This window comes from Arthrobacter sp. GAS37, from assembly GCF_044908325.1.
Taxonomy (GTDB): domain Bacteria; phylum Actinomycetota; class Actinomycetes; order Actinomycetales; family Micrococcaceae; genus Arthrobacter; species Arthrobacter ramosus.
Map to the genome: position 1 here is coordinate 185,773 of NZ_JBIYDB010000004.1, position 15,364 is coordinate 201,136.

Here is a 15,364-nt window from a genome sequence, read left to right on the forward strand (position 1 = left end):
GATACGCATCGATGAATTCGCTTCCCATCAACAAACGCACCATTCCCTTCCTACACCAACAAAGGAACAGACAATGAAGTCAGCTATCAGGACACGCCGCCCGCTCGCCCTGGCCGTGGCAGCTCTAGTCGGCCTCCCGCTCGCCATCTCGGGCTGCGGTACCACCGCCTCCGCCTCCTCCACGGACGCCGTGAAGGAAATCTCCGTGATGGACTACTACAACAATGAGCCGGACAAGTCCTTCATCGGCGATGCCCTGACCGCCTGCGGCACCAAGGCCGGTGTGACGATCAAACGCGAGACCGTGCCGGGCAAGTCGTTGATCTCCAAGGTGCTCCAGCAGTCCTCTTCCAAGACGCTGCCGGATGTACTCATGCTCGACAATCCGGACCTGCAGCAGATTGCCGCTACGGGGGCGCTGGCTCCGTTGTCCGATTTCAACATCAGCACCGCCGATTTCGCGCCCGGGGTCCTGAGCGCGGGCACCTACAAGGACAAGGTGTATGGACTCGCCCCCACTGTGAACACAATCGCGCTCTTCTACAACAAGGACATTCTGGCCAAGGCCGGAGTCACCCCTCCCACCACCTGGGACGAGCTGAAGGCGGCGGCCACCAAGCTCACCTCAGGCGAGCAGTACGGCTTGGCTTTCAACGCCAACCCCACCTACGAGGGCACGTGGCAGTTCCTTCCTGTCATGTGGTCCAACGGTGGCGACGAGAAGAACATCGACACCCCCGAGACCGCACAGGCCCTCCAGCTCTGGACCGACCTCGTCAAGGACGGATCCGTGTCTTCGTCGGCGCTGAACTGGACGCAAGCAGACGTCAAGGACCAGTTCATGGCGGGCAAGGCAGCCATGATGGTCAACGGCCCCTGGCAGATTCCCGCGCTCGACAAGAAGACCACGCTGCAGTACGGCGTCGTCAAGATCCCGGTCCGTGATGCTAGCCAGACAGCCGTTGCCCCGCTTGGCGGCGAAGTGTGGACCGTTCCGCAGACGGGCAACAAAGCCCACCAGGCCAAGGCCGCAGAAGTGGTGGCCTGCATGAACAGCGACGAAAACCAGCTGGCCATGGCCAAGGTCCGCAACACCATCCCGTCCAAGACCTCGCTGGCCGCGAAGTTCGCCACCGACAACCCCAAGCTCGCCACCTTCACCGATCTCATCAAGACCGCCCGGGCCCGCACCGGCGAACTCGGAGAAGGATGGCCGGCACAGGCGACCAAGATCTACACCGCCATCCAGACTGCGCTGACGGGCAAGGCCTCTCCGGCCGATGCCCTCAAGCAAGCCCAAGGCCAGTAAGCAGCTGGACATGTCCCTCACAACTGATTTGTCGCAGGCCAAGTCACGCGCCAACCAGCGCGCCAAGTCACGCGCCAAGTCCGGGTTGGGCAACACCCGGGCCCGGGAAGCAAGCCCATCACCCCACAGGCGCAACCGCAAACGCCGCGAGCGCCTCTTCCAATGGCTGTTCCTGGTTCCTGCCGTGACCTACATGGCGCTGTTCTTCGGCTACCCCGTGGTCAAGAACATCGTGATGAGCTTCCAGGACTACACCACGGCCACGTTCTTCACGGGCGAGGCCCCCTGGGTAGGGTTAGCGAACTACGCGAAGGTGCTGTCGTCGTCGTTGTTTTCAACGTCTTTGGTGAACACTGCCCTGTTCACCCTGGGATCCATACTGGGCCAGTTCGTGATCGGCCTGGCGTTGGCGATCTTCTTCCAGCGCAAGTTCCCGCTCAACGGAATACTGCGTTCGCTGCTCCTGCTCCCCTGGTTGCTGCCGCTCATCGTGTCCAGTGCCGTGTGGAGATGGATCCTGGACAAGGACAGCGGAGCCTTGAACCGCTTCCTCGGCGAATTGCACATCGTGAACACGGGCGTTCCGTGGCTGACCAGTACCTCGCTGGCGCTGATCGCCGTGGTGGGAGTGAACATCTGGATCGGCATCCCGTTCAATCTGACCATTATCTATGGCGGCCTCCAGGAAATTCCGGATGAGCTCTATGAAGCCGGTTCCCTGGACGGCGCGACCGGTTGGAAGGCGTTCCGGCACATCACCTGGCCGATGCTGCGTCCGGTAGTGAGCGTGGTCCTGGTGCTCGGCGTCGTCTACACCCTGAAGGTGCTGGACATCATCCTGGGCCTGACCAACGGCGGCCCGGCGAATTCGACCCAGACCATCGCCACCCAGTCCTACGATCTGTCCTTCCATGAGTTCAAATTCGGCGAGGGCGCCGCGCTGGGCAACGTCCTGGTGGTCATTTCCCTGGTCTTCGCGGTCCTGTACTTGCGTGCCAGCCGGCGGTCCGTCGATGAGTGAGGAAACCATGACGACGACGAAAATCACCATCCGCCGTTCGGCGCCGGCGAGCGCCCGCAAAGGTAGCGCCCGCAAGGGCCACGGACCCGAGCGCGCCGCGAACGGGCCCGGACGCAAACAATGGGGCTACACCGTCCTGGCCATCTTCTTCCTGGCCATCATGCTGTTCCCCGTCTACTGGATGATCAACGCTTCTCTGCAGCCCAACGGCACCACGTTGGAAACCTCGTGGCTGCCGCTCAAGCCGGACTTCTCGGGATACGCCACGGCCATCAGCGAGCAGGGCGGGAACCTGGTCACCAGCCTCGTGATCTCGCTGGGCAGCGTGGTGCTCAGCCTGGCCATCGCCGCGCCGGCCGCTTATGCCTTGGCTTATTTCAAGGTCAAGGGCGCTGGCGTGGTCCTCTTTGCGATCCTGATCAGCCAGATGATCCCCGGGATCGTGGTGGCCAACGCGCTGTACACGGCCTACAACGATCTTGGCCTCCTCAATTCCATCCCGGGCCTGATCCTGGCTGATTCCGCCCACGGCATACCGTTCGCGATCCTCATCATCAGGGCCTTCATGAACGGCATGCCGGCGTCGGTCATCGAGGCGGCACGGGTGGACGGTGCCGGGCATTTGAGGGCGTTTTGGTCCATCGTGGTGCCGCTGAGCAGGAACTCGCTCATCACCGCGGGGCTCTTCACCTTCCTTTTCACCTGGAGCGACTTCCTGTTCGCCCTGACCCTGACCACCACCGAGGCTGTGCGGCCCGTGACCCTGGGAATCTTCCAGTACATCGGCGCCTACGTGAACGACTGGAGCTCCGTCATGGCGACGGCGGTGCTCGCCTCCATTCCTGCCATCATCCTGCTGGTCGCGGCGCAGAAGTACATCGCTGCGGGCACAACCGGCGGCGCGGTCAAATAGACCGCCCTTCAACATCAACAAGGAGAAACCATGTCTGAACCAATCCGCGTTACCGTCTGGAGCGAAAACCGGCACGAAAAGCGCGACGAACTGGTGGCGCGCCTCTACCCCGAGGGCATGCACGGGGCCGTGAAAGCCGGCATCGAGGAGAACCTCGGCGCCAAGGTGAGCGTCCGAACCGCCACCCTGGACGAGCCCGAGCACGGCCTCACCGAGGAAGTCCTCGCCAAGACGGACGTCCTCACGTGGTGGGGGCACATGTCCCACGGTGATGTCGACGACGAGATCGTCGATCGCGTGCACCGCCACGTCCTGTCCGGCATGGGCCTGATCGTGCTGCACTCCGGGCACTGGTCGAAGATCTTCACCAAGCTCATGGGCACTTCGTGCACATTGCGCTGGCGCAGTGAGCAGGACCGTGAACTGGTCTGGACCGTGGACCCTACCCATCCCATTGCGAAGGGCGTGCCTCACCCCATCGTGATCGATCAGCAGGAAATGTACGGCGAATTCTTCGACATCCCCACGCCCGAGGAGCTCGTGTTCATCAGTTCCTTCAGCGGCGGGGAAGTCTTCCGCTCGGGATGCACCTTCCGCCGCGGCCACGGCAAGATCTTCTTCTTCAGCCCCGGCGACCAGGACTACCCGGTCTACCACCACAAGGATGTCCGCCGGGTCATCTCCAACGCCGTCGAATGGGCAGTGACCGATCGGCCGGAGCGCGCCCACCCCGAACTGCTGCGATATGAGACCAACGACTTCTTCAACGGCAAGAGCTACCAGGGAGCCAACGCATGAGTACCCCTTTCGCCACCATTCCCGACGACGGCACTCCCGTTCGCGTCGTCGTCGTCGGCGCCGGGGGCATGGGCCGCGCGTGGCTTCGGACGGTGCAGGAGTCATCGCTCGTGGAGCTCGCGGGCATCGTTGACCTCGATCTGGACGCCGCCCGCGCAGGCGCGGCGGCTATCGGGCGTCCCGATCTGCCGGTGGGCACCGGGACGGCGCAGTTAGCGTCCGACGTCGGCGCCCAAGCGGTCATCAACGTCACCGTTCCGGTAGCCCACCATCCGGTGACCACCGAGGGGCTGGCGGCAGGGCTCCCGGTGCTTGGCGAAAAGCCCGTGGCCTCCACGGTGGCCCAGGGGCTGTCGCTAGCCGCGGCGTCGGAGCTTACTGGCCAGTTGTTCATGGTCAGCCAATCGCGCAGGTACAACAGGCATCTTTTCGAGGCCAAACGGCTCGCCTCGGCGCTCGGCACTGTGGGCATCGTGTCGGCGGAATTCTTCAAGGGCCCGCATTTCGGGGGTTTCCGGGATGCCATGGACCACCCGCTGCTGCTGGACATGGCCATCCATCAGTTCGACATGGCCCGGTTCCTGCTCGACGCGGATCCCGTCTCGGTGTTCTGCGAGGAATACAACCCGTCCTGGAGCTGGTACCGCGGCGATGCAGGGGCCACCGCCATCTTCGAAATGACAGGCGGGGAGCGCTTCGTGTTCACCGGGAGCTGGTGCAGCCCGGGTCAGGAGACCTCCTGGAACGCGGCATGGCGGATCAGCGGCGAACGCGGCACGGTCCTGTGGGACGGCGACAGCGAACCTGTGTCCTCGTTGCTCTTTCCGTCCGGAACCGGTTCGGAGGACCCAGGCCAGGAGATCGCCGGCTCATTGCGTGACTTCGTGGCGGCCCTGCGCACCGGGAGCACTCCCATGGGCCAAGTCCACCAGAACATCATGAGCCTGGCCATGGTGGAGGCGGCCATGCTCAGCGCCTCCACCGGAGCGCGCGTTTCCGTTGATGCGCTCCTTGAGGAATCCTACGCACAGGCCGTCCTGACTGAACGCGACCCGGACGTGCTGGAGGTCCTCAAGTCCTGGACCTCGGTCCGCAGCGCCCTTACTCTTCCTGCCCACCAACCCAACTAGCGGGCGGTTAGCTGGAGGCGAGGGATTTCGTCAGGATTGTCCCGCCGACGCCGATCAGTACAGTCCCCGATCCGCCGGTGATGATCCGCTTCACTCGGGGACGGGCCAGTGCCGAGGCGATTCTCTTGAGCGCATGCACCAGCAGCACGTACCAAACCAGCGCGGTGAGCAGAAAGATGCCCGCCATCAACGAGTGCTGGCCCAAAGGGGGAAGCGGTGCGAGGTTGAATTGAGGGAAAAGGGAAAGATAGAAGACGGCGACCTTGGGGTTGAGCAGATTGCTGACCATTCCCTGCAGGAACGGTGAGTTCCCGCGGAATCCTAGCCTGGGTTCCGGCGCCGTAGCTTGGCCGGCTTGACTGCGAGGGCGACCGAAGGCCTCCAGCAGGGCGCGGGCCCCAAGATAGAGCAAGTACACAGCACCGGCGATCCTGATGGCGTTGCCAAGGACTTCGGAGGCACCTAGGAGCGCCGTGACGCCGAGCACCGCGAGAAGGGCAAGGACCGTGTTGCCGACCATGATTCCGATCGCGGTGGTTGCCGCTGATCCGGGTCCGCGGGGTGCGTTTTTCAGCACAAGCGCAAAATCAGGGCCGGGAACGAGGACCACGACGACGCAGGTCAGCGCAAACGCCATCAGTTGTTCGACCATTGGGGACTGCTTCCGGAGGAATGGATCTTCGGCACGTGTTGCCTTCAAGAGTGTAGCCGGACGTGGGGGCGCCCCCGTTTCCCTCCCGCTAACCCAACTGGCTCGCACTTAATGTCGTTATCAGGGCTCAAAACGGCATCAACTGCGAGCTACTTGGGGAGGCGTGACGCGAGCCTGAACTCGAGACCGGTGCGGACCGCGGGCCACTCGTGTTCGAGGATCGAGAACACCACGGTGTCACGGAGCACTCCGTCCGAAGTCCGAGAGTGGTTCCGCAGGACGCCGTCCTGCTTAGCGCCCAACCGTGCGATGGCCTCGCGGGACTGGTGGTTGAGCCAGTGTGTACGGAATTCGACGGCAGGGCAGCCAAGGGTTTCGAAAGCGTGGCGCAGGAGCAGCAGTTTGGAGTCCGGATTGCTCCCGCGACCCTGCGCCGAGGCAGCGTTCCACGTGGAGCCGATCTCGACGCGCGGGGTGGCGGCGTCGATGTTCATGTAGGTGGTCATGCCGATCAACTTGCCGGTCGCCTTCAACCGGGTGGCGAACGGCAGCATGGATCCTTGCTCCTGCAGCCCGAGCCGGCGGTCGATCTCCGCGGCCATGCCCCCCGGCGTCGGAACCGAGGTGTACCAGAGTTTCCACAACTCGCCGTCTTTAGCGGCATCCACAAGGCCGTCGTGGTGCTCGGGGCTAAGAGGTTCCAAGGTTACGAAGCGGCCGTCCAGGGTCACGGGTGCAATGAGAGTCACCCAGCCAGCCTAACCGACCCAACTAGCTCGCATTTGTTGTCGTTATGGCGGCTGAAAACGACAACAACTGCGAGTCAGTTGGGGTTCCGGGGCGGTTGCCTGTGGATAACCCAAAATGGCGTTCCAGGATTTGCAACGATAGGGCGATGAGGACCCCGCAACCCTTGCCTGCGCTGCTGGCGTGCGCCCCGTTCACCTTTCAAGAAGCGGTCGACGCCGGCGTGAGCCTCCGGCGGTTGCGGCACCGATCGCTGCCCGCGCCCAGCCGGGGCATCAGGATTCCGGACCAGGCCTGTGCCCAAGGGCAACCAAAGGAGGTCAGTTTCGTCCGGCCTTTCACCGCGGTGACCGAGTTCTCGGCAGCGTCTCACGCCACGGCCTTCGGTCTGTGGTCGTTCCCGGGGTTCCTGCCAGGCAGCGATGATCCGCGCATCCACATTTCGCGTCCGGACACCATGGCCATTCCCCGGCGAACCGGAGTGGTTGGGCATGTGGGGCAGTTCTTCGACGACGAAATCACGAGTCTTGACGGCCTTCTGGTCACCACGCGCACCCGGACCTGGCTTGATGTGTCCAGGAAGATGAGCGTGGACGAACTGACCGTTGTGGCCGACCATCTGGTGCGGATCCCCCGGGCGGAGTTTGAAGGCCGGACAGAGCCGTACGCAACATTGGAACAACTGGCCGACATGCTGGACCGGCACAAAGGCACTCCCGGGATCCGCAAGGCGCGCCTGGCCCTCGAACAGGCGCGGATCGGCTCAGACTCGGCCCCCGAAACGCGGCTCCGGCTGGCCCTTGAAAACGGCGGACTGCCGGAACCCCAACTGAACGTAGCCACTGAGCTAAGTGCCGGCGTCGTACGTCAACCGGATCTCGCCTATCCGGAACACCGTGTGGCGGTCGAATACGACGGCGAGCCGCATTCCGAGCCGGCCCAGATAGTCCGGGACATCGCCCGAGAAGAGGATTTCGCCCGTGCGGGCTGGCACTTGGTGAGGATCTCCAAACGCCACATGGCTAACGAAGCACGGTCCGCCGTCGCGAAAGTCCGTGCCGTGCTCTTGGACCGAGGCTGGACGCCCAAGTGACTCGCATTTGTTGTCGTTATAGGGCCTGAAAACGACAACAAATGCGAGCTAGTTGGGCGCACGAGGCGCTAGTCAGTCCAGTCGAAGAAACCCTTGCCGGTCTTGCGTCCCAGCTCGCCGCGGGCAACCTTGTCGCGCAGGATCTGCGGCGGGGCGAAGCGCTCCCCCAGCGTCGAATGCAGGTACTCGGCGATGCCGAGGCGCACGTCCAGGCCCACGATGTCCGTGGTCTTGAGCGGTCCCGTGGGGTGCTTGTAGCCGAGCACCATGGCGGCGTCGATGTCCTCCGCGGAGGCCACGCCTTCTTCCACCATGCGCATCGCCTCGAGTGCGATCGCGACGCCCAGCCGCGACGAGGCAAAGCCGGGCGCATCGTTGACGACGACGGCGGTCTTGCCGAGTGCCTCGGTCCAGCTTTTCGCCGTGGCGGCGAGCTCCGGCGAAGTCTCCTTGGCCAGGACCACCTCGATGAGCGTGGAAGCCGGGACCGGGTTGAAGAAGTGCAGGCCCACGAAATTGGCGGGCCGCCGGAGCTGCGAAGCGAGCCCGGTCACGGAGAGCGACGAGGTGTTGGAGGCCAGGAAGGCGTCGGCGGAGAGGTGCTCCTCCACAGCTTTGAGGGCCGCAACCTTGAGCTCGTAGTCCTCGGGCACGGCTTCGACCACGAGCCCGCAATGGACGAAGGAGTCATAGTCGGTTGAGGTGCTGAACCGGGACAAGGCCTCTTCAGCGGTTTCCGTCAGGGTGCCTCGGGCGGCGGACTTGGCCACGGCCTCAGCAACGCGACCCTGCGCACCGGCGGCGGATTCGTGGTCTCGCTCGACGACGATCACCGTAGCGCCCTTGATCAGGAAGGCATGGGCGATGCCGGCACCCATGCGGCCACCGCCGAGGACACCGACAACATGCGGGATAGCGGGCGTTGCTGTCATTTTCGGGTCCTGTCTGGATTGTCGCTGGACTGCTTGGCGCTGGATTGCTTGGCGCTCTTTTTGTCCAGGAACGCCTGCATCCGGTCGAACTTGGCTTGCGATTCGAAAAGCATGCCCTGGGCCAGGGTGTCGATCACGGGGTGTGCCTCGGCCGGAGCGTGGAACACGGACTTGGTGATCCGCACGGCCAAGGGGTCCTGCCGGCCGATCCGGTCCGCAAGGTTGTGGGCCGCTTCCATCAGCACTGGGGCTTCATGGATCTGGGTGATGAGATTGATGCGGAGGGCTTCCTCGGCGCGGAGGACGGCGCCCGCCAAGAGGATTTCCTTGGCGATCGGTTCCCCCACGAGTTCCTTGAGGCGCCACGTGGCCCCGGCCGCGGCCATGATGCCCAGTCCGGTTTCCGGGTTGCCGATGCGCAGGCTCGGCGTGCCGATGCGGAAGTCCGCGGCGTAGGCGAGCTCGGCCCCGCCGCCCAGGCAATAGCCGTCCAGGGCCGCGATGACGGGCATGGGCAGCTTCGCGATCCGCACGAAGATGGTCGAGTTGATGCCGCGCAAGGCGTCGTCGCGCCGGCGTTCCCTCAGCTGGCCGATATCGGCACCTGACGCAAAGACGCCTTCGACGCCGGCAATAATCAGGATTTTGGGCTCGCGTTCAAGGTAATCGCACACCTGATGGAGTTCGTCCACCATTTGCTGGTCGATCGCGTTGCGGACCTCGGGCCGGTTCAGCAGCACGGTGACGCGGTCCTCGCGTTCCTCGATGAGCAACGTTCCGAATTCCTCGGGCTTCAACGCCATTACATGCCTTCCAGGAGAATCGCAGCGCCCTGCCCGACGCCGATGCACATCGTCGCGAGGCCGATCTTACGGTCGGCGGTGCCCAGCTCGCGTTCCATGCGGCCCAGCAAAGTGATCGCGATACGTGAGCCGCTGGAACCGAGCGGGTGCCCCAGGGAGATGGCACCGCCGTCGAGGTTCACGATGTCAGGATCCAGGCCCAGACGCCGCATGCTCGCGAGCGATTGTGTCGCGAACGCTTCATTGAGTTCGACGGCGCCAAGGTCGCCGACTGTGAGTCCGGAACGGCCCAGGATCTTCTGGGTGGCCGGAACAGGGCCGATGCCCATGATTTCCGGTTCACAGCCCGCCGAGCCGCCGTCGATGATGCGGGCCCGCGGGGTGAGGCCGAACTTTTCGATGGCAGCCCCGGACGCGACGATGATGGCTGACGCGCCGTCGTTGAGCGAGGAGGAGTTTCCGGCCGTGACAACAGAGCCGCCGGGAACCACTGGACGGAGCCCGGCGAGGACCTCCACGGTGGTTCCCTCGCGTGGGCCTTCGTCGGTGTCCACCACGGTTTCGCCCTTGCGTGTCCTCACGGTGACCGGCACGATCTCTTCCTTGAAGCGACCGCCGGCGATGGCAGCCAGCGCGCGTTCGTGCGAGCGTACGGCGAAGGCATCGGCGTCTTCGCGGGAGATACCGTCCACGCGGGCGACTTCCTCAGCAGTTTCAGGCATGGAATACGTCATCTTGCCGCCGCGGGACAGCTCGCCCTTGCTGAAAAGGGGGTTGGCGAAGCGCCAGCCGATGGAGGTGTCGAAGATCTGGCCTGGCTTGGCGAAGGCCGTGGTGGGCTTCTCCTGCACCCAGGGGGCCCGGCTCATCGACTCGACGCCGCCCGCCACCACGATGTCCGCGGCACCGGCCTTGATCATGTGGCTGGCCATGATGATGGCGCTCATGCCGGAGGCGCACAGGCGGTTGACCGTGATGCCGGGGATGTGGAGGGGCAGTCCCGCGAGAAGGGTGGCCATCCGGGCGACATTGCGGTTTTCCTCGCCGGCGCCGTTGGCGTTGCCCAGGATGACTTCATCGATCGCGTCGGGGTCGACGCCGGCACGGGCCACGGCTTCGCGGACCACGAGGGCTGCCAGGTCATCGGGCCGGACCGCGGAAAGGGCGCCGCCATAACGGCCTACAGGGGTGCGGGCACCGCCAACAAGAAAAGCCTCGACCATGAGAACATCCTTCGCGAAGGGAGCGGGGCCGGTGAATAATTTACCGACCGTTCGTTCTATAAAGATTACACGGCGCCGCCCCGCGGTCAACCGTCACGTCGTCAACCACCACCTCGCGACCCCGTTGCTCCACTCAGATCACCCGGATACCCAGGTGTCCGGCCAAAAGGGGTGCCAAAAGGCTGAGCTGGTAATCGTCAATGACCACGCCGGACAGTCCACCAAGTCCATTGATCATCCGGAAGTCCGAGCCACGCAGGTCCACATCCTTGAGCTTGGCCCCTGTGACATCCAGCGTCCCGATGGTGCAGTCCTTGAGCACCATCCGCGTCGCGGTACATGCCCCGAGGTCGAGCTCATTGATGATGCAGCCCGTGATCACCACATCCGTGAGCTTGGATCCACGCAGGTTCAGGAAGTCCAGCTTGCCGCCGTCGATCTTCACCGAATGCCAGGCGCCCTCGTACATCTCCGCAGAACCCCAACGCGGGTTGCTGATCTCCACTTCACGCCACGAGGTGCGTGCAGCGGTAAACACCGGCGCGTAGGGCTCATTCAGGATGCAATCCCGGAAGTTCGCGCCACGCAGCTGTGCCTCGTTGAATGAGACTCCGTTGAATTCACACTCGATAAAGTCCGCTCCGCTCAGCTCCGCTCCGTCAGCCACGGCCCGGGTGAGGCGGACGCCGTCGTACCGCTCCCCGCGCTGGAAGTCCGGCGCGGGATCGTCGCGGAGCTCGTCAAGCCTGATCGGGGAAATCCGGGGTGCCGTCACCTTGGCGACCGCCGCCATCAGAGCGCCTCCGCTTTCGCCGCGATCTCGGCGAGATCCTTCGCAAGCGCCTTGCGCGTGACGCTCATCCCGAGCTTTCCGAAGGCGGCCATCATGAGCTTGCTGAAGAAAGTCGACTTGACGACCTCGGCGCCGAAGAACAGCGCGAGTTCAGTCCCGCCGTCGCGCTCTTCCAAGGTGAATCGGGTGGTGTAGTCCGCGCCGCCCTGACGCGCCTTGACCGTGGTGCCGCGCGGAGGATCGCACTGGGAAACGTGCATTTCCACGGTTTCCTCCCTGCCCATCATGGCGCGGGTTTCCTTCCACCGCATGCCCTCACCATAGGGTCCCTCGCTGAGCATCTGAATGGCTTTGACGCCCGAGAGGGTCTTGGCCGAGCCCGGAATGTCGGTGATGACGGCCCAGACTTTCTCCCGGGAGGCGTTGACGTGCTGGCTGAGAGTGGTGCTGTGGTCCATGGATCGAGCCTAGCTGCGACCGCTGACAAAGACACTTGCGCGGACCGTCGGGATGGCAAACACTGGGCCTACGCCCGCAATCGGATCGGCCAACGAAAGGCTTCCACACCATGGTGCACATCGACTTGAGCGCGGACAGTGCGGCGGCAGGAGGCTCGCGGACCCTGCAGGGGTACCTTGCCGAGCCCGACGGCGAAGGGCCGTTTCCCGGCGTCGTACCTTTCCACGAAGCCTTTGGGCTCGACGACATGATGCGGCGGCACACAGACAGGCTCGCCTCGGCCGGCTACTTGACGCTCGCCGTCGATCTCTATAGCGACGGCGGCGCGAGGCGCTGCCTCGTGGCGACCATGCGCTCCCTGATGTCGGGCACGGGCCGGGCATTTACGGATGTGTCCACGGCACGTTCCTGGCTCCGCAGCGATGCCCGGTGCACAGGAAAAGTGGGGGTCATCGGTTTCTGTATGGGAGGCGCCTTCGCCCTGCTCGCGGCCCACGACGACTTCGACGCGGCCTCCGTGAACTACGGCCAATTGCCACGGGACCTGGAGCAGGCTTTGGAGGGCGCTTGCCCGGTGGTGGCCAACTATGGAGGCAAGGACCGGACGTTGCGGGGAGCGGCCGCGAAGTTGCAGGCTGCGTTGACGAACCTTGGGATCGAGCACGACGTCAAGGAACTCCCGACGGCGGGCCACGCCTTCATGAACGACGTTCCGGTCGGGCCCCGGCCACTGCGGCCGTTGATGCGGGTAATGGGCATCAAACCCGATCCGGCTGCGGCTCCGGAAGCCTGGCAGCGGATCGAGGACCACTTCGCGAAGCATCTGAGGGACTAGCGGCTGAACAGAGTACGACGGCGGGCGCCCCCGGAGCGGGAGGCGCCCGCCGTCGTGTGGGCCCACTCCGCCAGGGTTCCCTGGCCGAGCTTGCGAGGCGAGGGTGGCGGTGGGGACTAGCTAAACAGCTCGCTCTTCGGCTCGTTGTTCTTGACCTTCTGCCAGCCGAGCCACAGCACCAAGGCGAAGAACGGGATGGTCGCGAGGGTCCAGAGGCCCAGGAGGAACACCTCGCCCGTGGCCTTGTCCGTCATGGTGTCCATGCCGATCAGCACGGTGATGGCCAACAGGGCGATCAGGCCAACCCAGCTGGTCCACGGCGAACCCGGCATCGGCAGGCTGGAAACGTTGCCCTTCTTCTTGCGCAGCGCGATCTGGCTGGCGAAAATCGAGCCCCATGTGAAGATGACGCCGATCGAGGCCGTGTTCAGAGCGAGGTCGAAGGCGTGCGAACCGCCCAACCAGATGTTGAGCAGGATGCCCACGAGGTACACGGCGCCGATTGCCAGGATGGCCGCGTACGGCACGTGGCGGGTGGACATCTTGGTGAGCCACTTGGGGGCATGTCCGTTGTTGGCCATGGTGCGGAAGATGCGGCCGATCGAGTACAGGCCGGAGTTGCACGAGGACAGCGCGGCGGTGATGACGACCATGTTCATGACGTCGCCCATCCAGGGCAAGCCCATCTGGCCGAAGACCGTGACGAACGGGGAGGTTCCCGCGTGGTACTGGTCCGAAGGCAGGAGCATCGCCAGCAGCATGACGGAACCGACGTAGAAAACCACAATGCGGACCACGACGGCGCGGATCGCCTTGGGCACTTCGCGTTCCGGGTTCTGCATCTCGCCAGCGGTAATGCCGACCAGTTCGATGGCGTTGTAAGCGAAGATCACGGCGTTGAGGACCAGGATCATCACCAGGCCGCCCTTGGGGAACATTCCGCCGTCGGCAGCGAAGAGGTTCCCCACGGAAGCGTGGCCGGTGCCGACCTGCGCGTTCGTGACCACCATGAAGGTGCCCACGGCCAGGAAGATCAGGATCGCGGCCACCTTGAGGCAGGAAGCCCAGAATTCGAACTCGCCGAAGGCCTTGACGCTGAACAGGTTCACGGCCACCAGCAGCACCAGCGCGGCGATGGCGGACAGTTCAACGGGAACGTTCGGGAAGAAGAACTGGAAGTACAGGCCGATGGCAATGAGTTCGGCGATGCCCGTCATGGCCCAGTTGATGAAGTACATCCAACCGGAGAGGAAGGCGCCCTTTTTGCCGAACATTTCACCGGCGTAGCTGACAAAAGAGCCGGAGGTCTGGCGGTACATGATCAGTTCGCCGAGGGCCCGCATCAGCAGGTAGGCGATGACGCCGGCAATGGCGTACGAGAAGATCAGGGCCGGCCCGGTGGAGGCAAGGCGTCCACCGGCACCCATGAAGAGGCCGACGCCGATCGCACCGCCCATCGCGATCATCGTGACGTGGCGGCGGCTCAGGGTCTTCTGGTAGCCCTCGGCGCTGAGGTTTTCGGAAGTTGTAGAGGTACTGGGCGCAGCCAGGGTTCCCGGCTCGCGCTGAAGGTCGGTTGTGGTGTTTTGAGGCACAGCTGTTCCTTGTGGGTTGAGGAGATGCCGGCCCTGGCTTCACGCGCATCGGCACAAGCAATTCGAGCTTTCACCCTGTTGGCGAGTCGAATCAGTAGCGAATACACGGAAGCGTCGAAGGTAAATCCGGCAAAACCATCCTACCCGGTGATTTCGGCGGAGAGTGACGCGGGCAACAAACAGGGGCGTTACGCTGGGCATATGGGCACCATTCCGTCAGCCGGCAGGCTATACCGTTTCACGGGCTTGGACGCTGCGGCTTTCGGACTCTATGTGTCATTGGCGGCCGTTCTGAGCCTCGCCACCGCCCCGGTGACGACTTTCGTGCAGCGGATCTTTCCCGATCCGGCCACCGCCGTCTTCGCCATCAACCTCGCTTTCTACGCTTCGGTCGGCCTGTTCGCGGTTGCGGCTGCGTGGCGCGTCATAGCCCGCGACCTCCTGATCCTGGCCACCCGTCCGTGGTTCACGCTTGCCATGATTCCGCTGTCCATCGTGGCGATGCTGGTGATCACCGCCATCCTGGTGACGGTTACCGGCTCGGCCAAGTCGTCGCAAAACCAACTGGGCTTGCAGTCCCTCGTGCTGCAACTGCCGGCTTGGTTCGTGGTGCCTTTGCTGGTGGTGTTGGGTCCCTTCGTGGAGGAATACCTGTTCCGGCACCTGCTCATCGGCAAGCTGTCCCGTCGTGTCAACATTTGGCTCTGTTGCGCCCTGTCCGTGCTTTGCTTCGCCGCCATCCACGTGGTGGGACGTGAAGGCCTGGTGCTTCCCGCGCTGGCCCCGTACCTCGGAATGGGCGTTGTCCTGGTGGCCGTTTACGTCTGGACAGGCAGGAACGTGATGTTCTCCTACTTCGTTCACGCCGCCAAGAACCTGTTGGCGGTCGTGCTGATCTACGCGATCCCGCCGCAACTCCTGGGCGGCTGACCCAACCCACCTAGCCCACCCAACCTGCCTAGCCCACCCAACTAACTCGCAGTAGATGTCGTTTTCAGGCCGCTAAGCGACAACAAATGCGAGTCAGTTGGGAAACCCGGACCGGAACTGTCCGCTAGGCA

The 15,364-nt window shown here is 64.0% G+C and carries 16 protein-coding genes; 8 read left to right on the plus strand and 8 right to left on the minus strand.

All coding sequences use genetic code 11. The features are described 5' to 3' along the window. The first annotated feature begins 73 nt into the window (after positions 1-73). From ABH924_RS05890 to ABH924_RS05910, 5 genes are all read left to right on the plus strand, one after another. A complete protein-coding gene (locus ABH924_RS05890; RefSeq protein WP_284983399.1) occupies positions 74-1,309 on the plus strand; it encodes a sugar ABC transporter substrate-binding protein in 1,236 nt (411 codons plus the stop codon). A 10-nt stretch (positions 1,310-1,319) separates the two neighbouring features. Beyond that, a complete protein-coding gene (locus tag ABH924_RS05895) occupies positions 1,320-2,330 on the plus strand; it encodes a carbohydrate ABC transporter permease (protein WP_404497636.1) in 1,011 nt (336 codons plus the stop codon). 160 nt (positions 2,331-2,490) lie between these two features. After that, the gene (locus ABH924_RS05900; RefSeq protein WP_269997554.1) at positions 2,491-3,243 is read left to right on the plus strand and encodes a carbohydrate ABC transporter permease; all 753 of its coding nucleotides are present in this window, start codon (positions 2,491-2,493) and stop codon (positions 3,241-3,243) included. A gap of 30 nt (positions 3,244-3,273) precedes the next feature. Beyond that, on the plus strand, positions 3,274-4,041 hold the full coding sequence (locus ABH924_RS05905; RefSeq protein WP_404497637.1) for a ThuA domain-containing protein: 768 nt from the start codon (positions 3,274-3,276) through the stop codon (positions 4,039-4,041). After that, positions 4,038-5,171 carry a Gfo/Idh/MocA family protein gene (locus ABH924_RS05910; RefSeq protein ID WP_404497638.1) on the plus strand — a complete coding sequence of 378 codons (1,134 nt, stop codon included), beginning with the start codon at positions 4,038-4,040 and terminating at the stop codon, positions 5,169-5,171. Before ABH924_RS05905 ends, ABH924_RS05910 begins: the two co-directional genes overlap by 4 nt. Positions 5,172-5,178: 7 nt before the next feature. Here ABH924_RS05910 and ABH924_RS05915 read toward each other — a convergent pair whose 3' ends face one another. Then, complete coding sequence (locus ABH924_RS05915; protein WP_404497639.1) at positions 5,179-5,823, minus strand: LysE family translocator; 645 nt, start codon at positions 5,821-5,823, stop codon at positions 5,179-5,181. A gap of 149 nt (positions 5,824-5,972) precedes the next feature. Next, positions 5,973-6,572, minus strand: coding sequence for a GNAT family N-acetyltransferase (locus ABH924_RS05920; protein WP_404497640.1), 600 nt, complete (start codon positions 6,570-6,572; stop codon positions 5,973-5,975). A gap of 146 nt (positions 6,573-6,718) precedes the next feature. On the opposite strand from ABH924_RS05920, the gene ABH924_RS05925 reads away from it, so the two are divergent. Continuing rightward, positions 6,719-7,663, plus strand: coding sequence for an endonuclease domain-containing protein (locus ABH924_RS05925; protein WP_404497641.1), 945 nt, complete (start codon positions 6,719-6,721; stop codon positions 7,661-7,663). Positions 7,664-7,731: 68 nt separating this feature from the next. On the opposite strand, the gene ABH924_RS05930 is transcribed toward ABH924_RS05925, so the two are convergent. From ABH924_RS05930 to ABH924_RS05950, 5 genes are all read right to left on the minus strand, one after another. After that, positions 7,732-8,595, minus strand: coding sequence for a 3-hydroxyacyl-CoA dehydrogenase family protein (locus ABH924_RS05930; RefSeq protein WP_404497642.1), 864 nt, complete (start codon positions 8,593-8,595; stop codon positions 7,732-7,734). Continuing rightward, a complete protein-coding gene (locus ABH924_RS05935; RefSeq protein WP_404497643.1) occupies positions 8,592-9,398 on the minus strand; it encodes an enoyl-CoA hydratase/isomerase family protein in 807 nt (268 codons plus the stop codon). Before ABH924_RS05935 ends, ABH924_RS05930 begins: the two co-directional genes overlap by 4 nt. Then, the gene (locus tag ABH924_RS05940; RefSeq protein WP_404497644.1) at positions 9,398-10,621 is read right to left on the minus strand and encodes a thiolase family protein; all 1,224 of its coding nucleotides are present in this window, start codon (positions 10,619-10,621) and stop codon (positions 9,398-9,400) included. Before ABH924_RS05940 ends, ABH924_RS05935 begins: the two co-directional genes overlap by 1 nt. 133 nt (positions 10,622-10,754) lie before the next feature. Continuing rightward, the gene (locus ABH924_RS05945) at positions 10,755-11,414 is read right to left on the minus strand and encodes a pentapeptide repeat-containing protein (RefSeq protein WP_234748791.1); all 660 of its coding nucleotides are present in this window, start codon (positions 11,412-11,414) and stop codon (positions 10,755-10,757) included. Further along, a complete protein-coding gene (locus ABH924_RS05950; protein WP_404497645.1) occupies positions 11,414-11,872 on the minus strand; it encodes an SRPBCC family protein in 459 nt (152 codons plus the stop codon). The genes ABH924_RS05945 and ABH924_RS05950 overlap by 1 nt, the downstream gene beginning before the upstream one ends. Positions 11,873-11,982: 110 nt before the next feature. Between ABH924_RS05950 and ABH924_RS05955 the strand changes: the two genes are divergently transcribed. Next, positions 11,983-12,708: a dienelactone hydrolase family protein gene (locus ABH924_RS05955; RefSeq protein WP_404497646.1), complete on the plus strand. Its 726-nt coding sequence runs from the start codon at positions 11,983-11,985 to the stop codon at positions 12,706-12,708. A gap of 116 nt (positions 12,709-12,824) precedes the next feature. On the opposite strand, the gene ABH924_RS05960 is transcribed toward ABH924_RS05955, so the two are convergent. After that, the gene (locus ABH924_RS05960; protein ID WP_234748788.1) at positions 12,825-14,303 is read right to left on the minus strand and encodes an amino acid permease; all 1,479 of its coding nucleotides are present in this window, start codon (positions 14,301-14,303) and stop codon (positions 12,825-12,827) included. Positions 14,304-14,504: 201 nt separating this feature from the next. Between ABH924_RS05960 and ABH924_RS05965 the strand changes: the two genes are divergently transcribed. Then, complete coding sequence (locus ABH924_RS05965) at positions 14,505-15,233, plus strand: lysostaphin resistance A-like protein (protein WP_404497647.1); 729 nt, start codon at positions 14,505-14,507, stop codon at positions 15,231-15,233. Positions 15,234-15,364 lie beyond the last annotated feature (131 nt).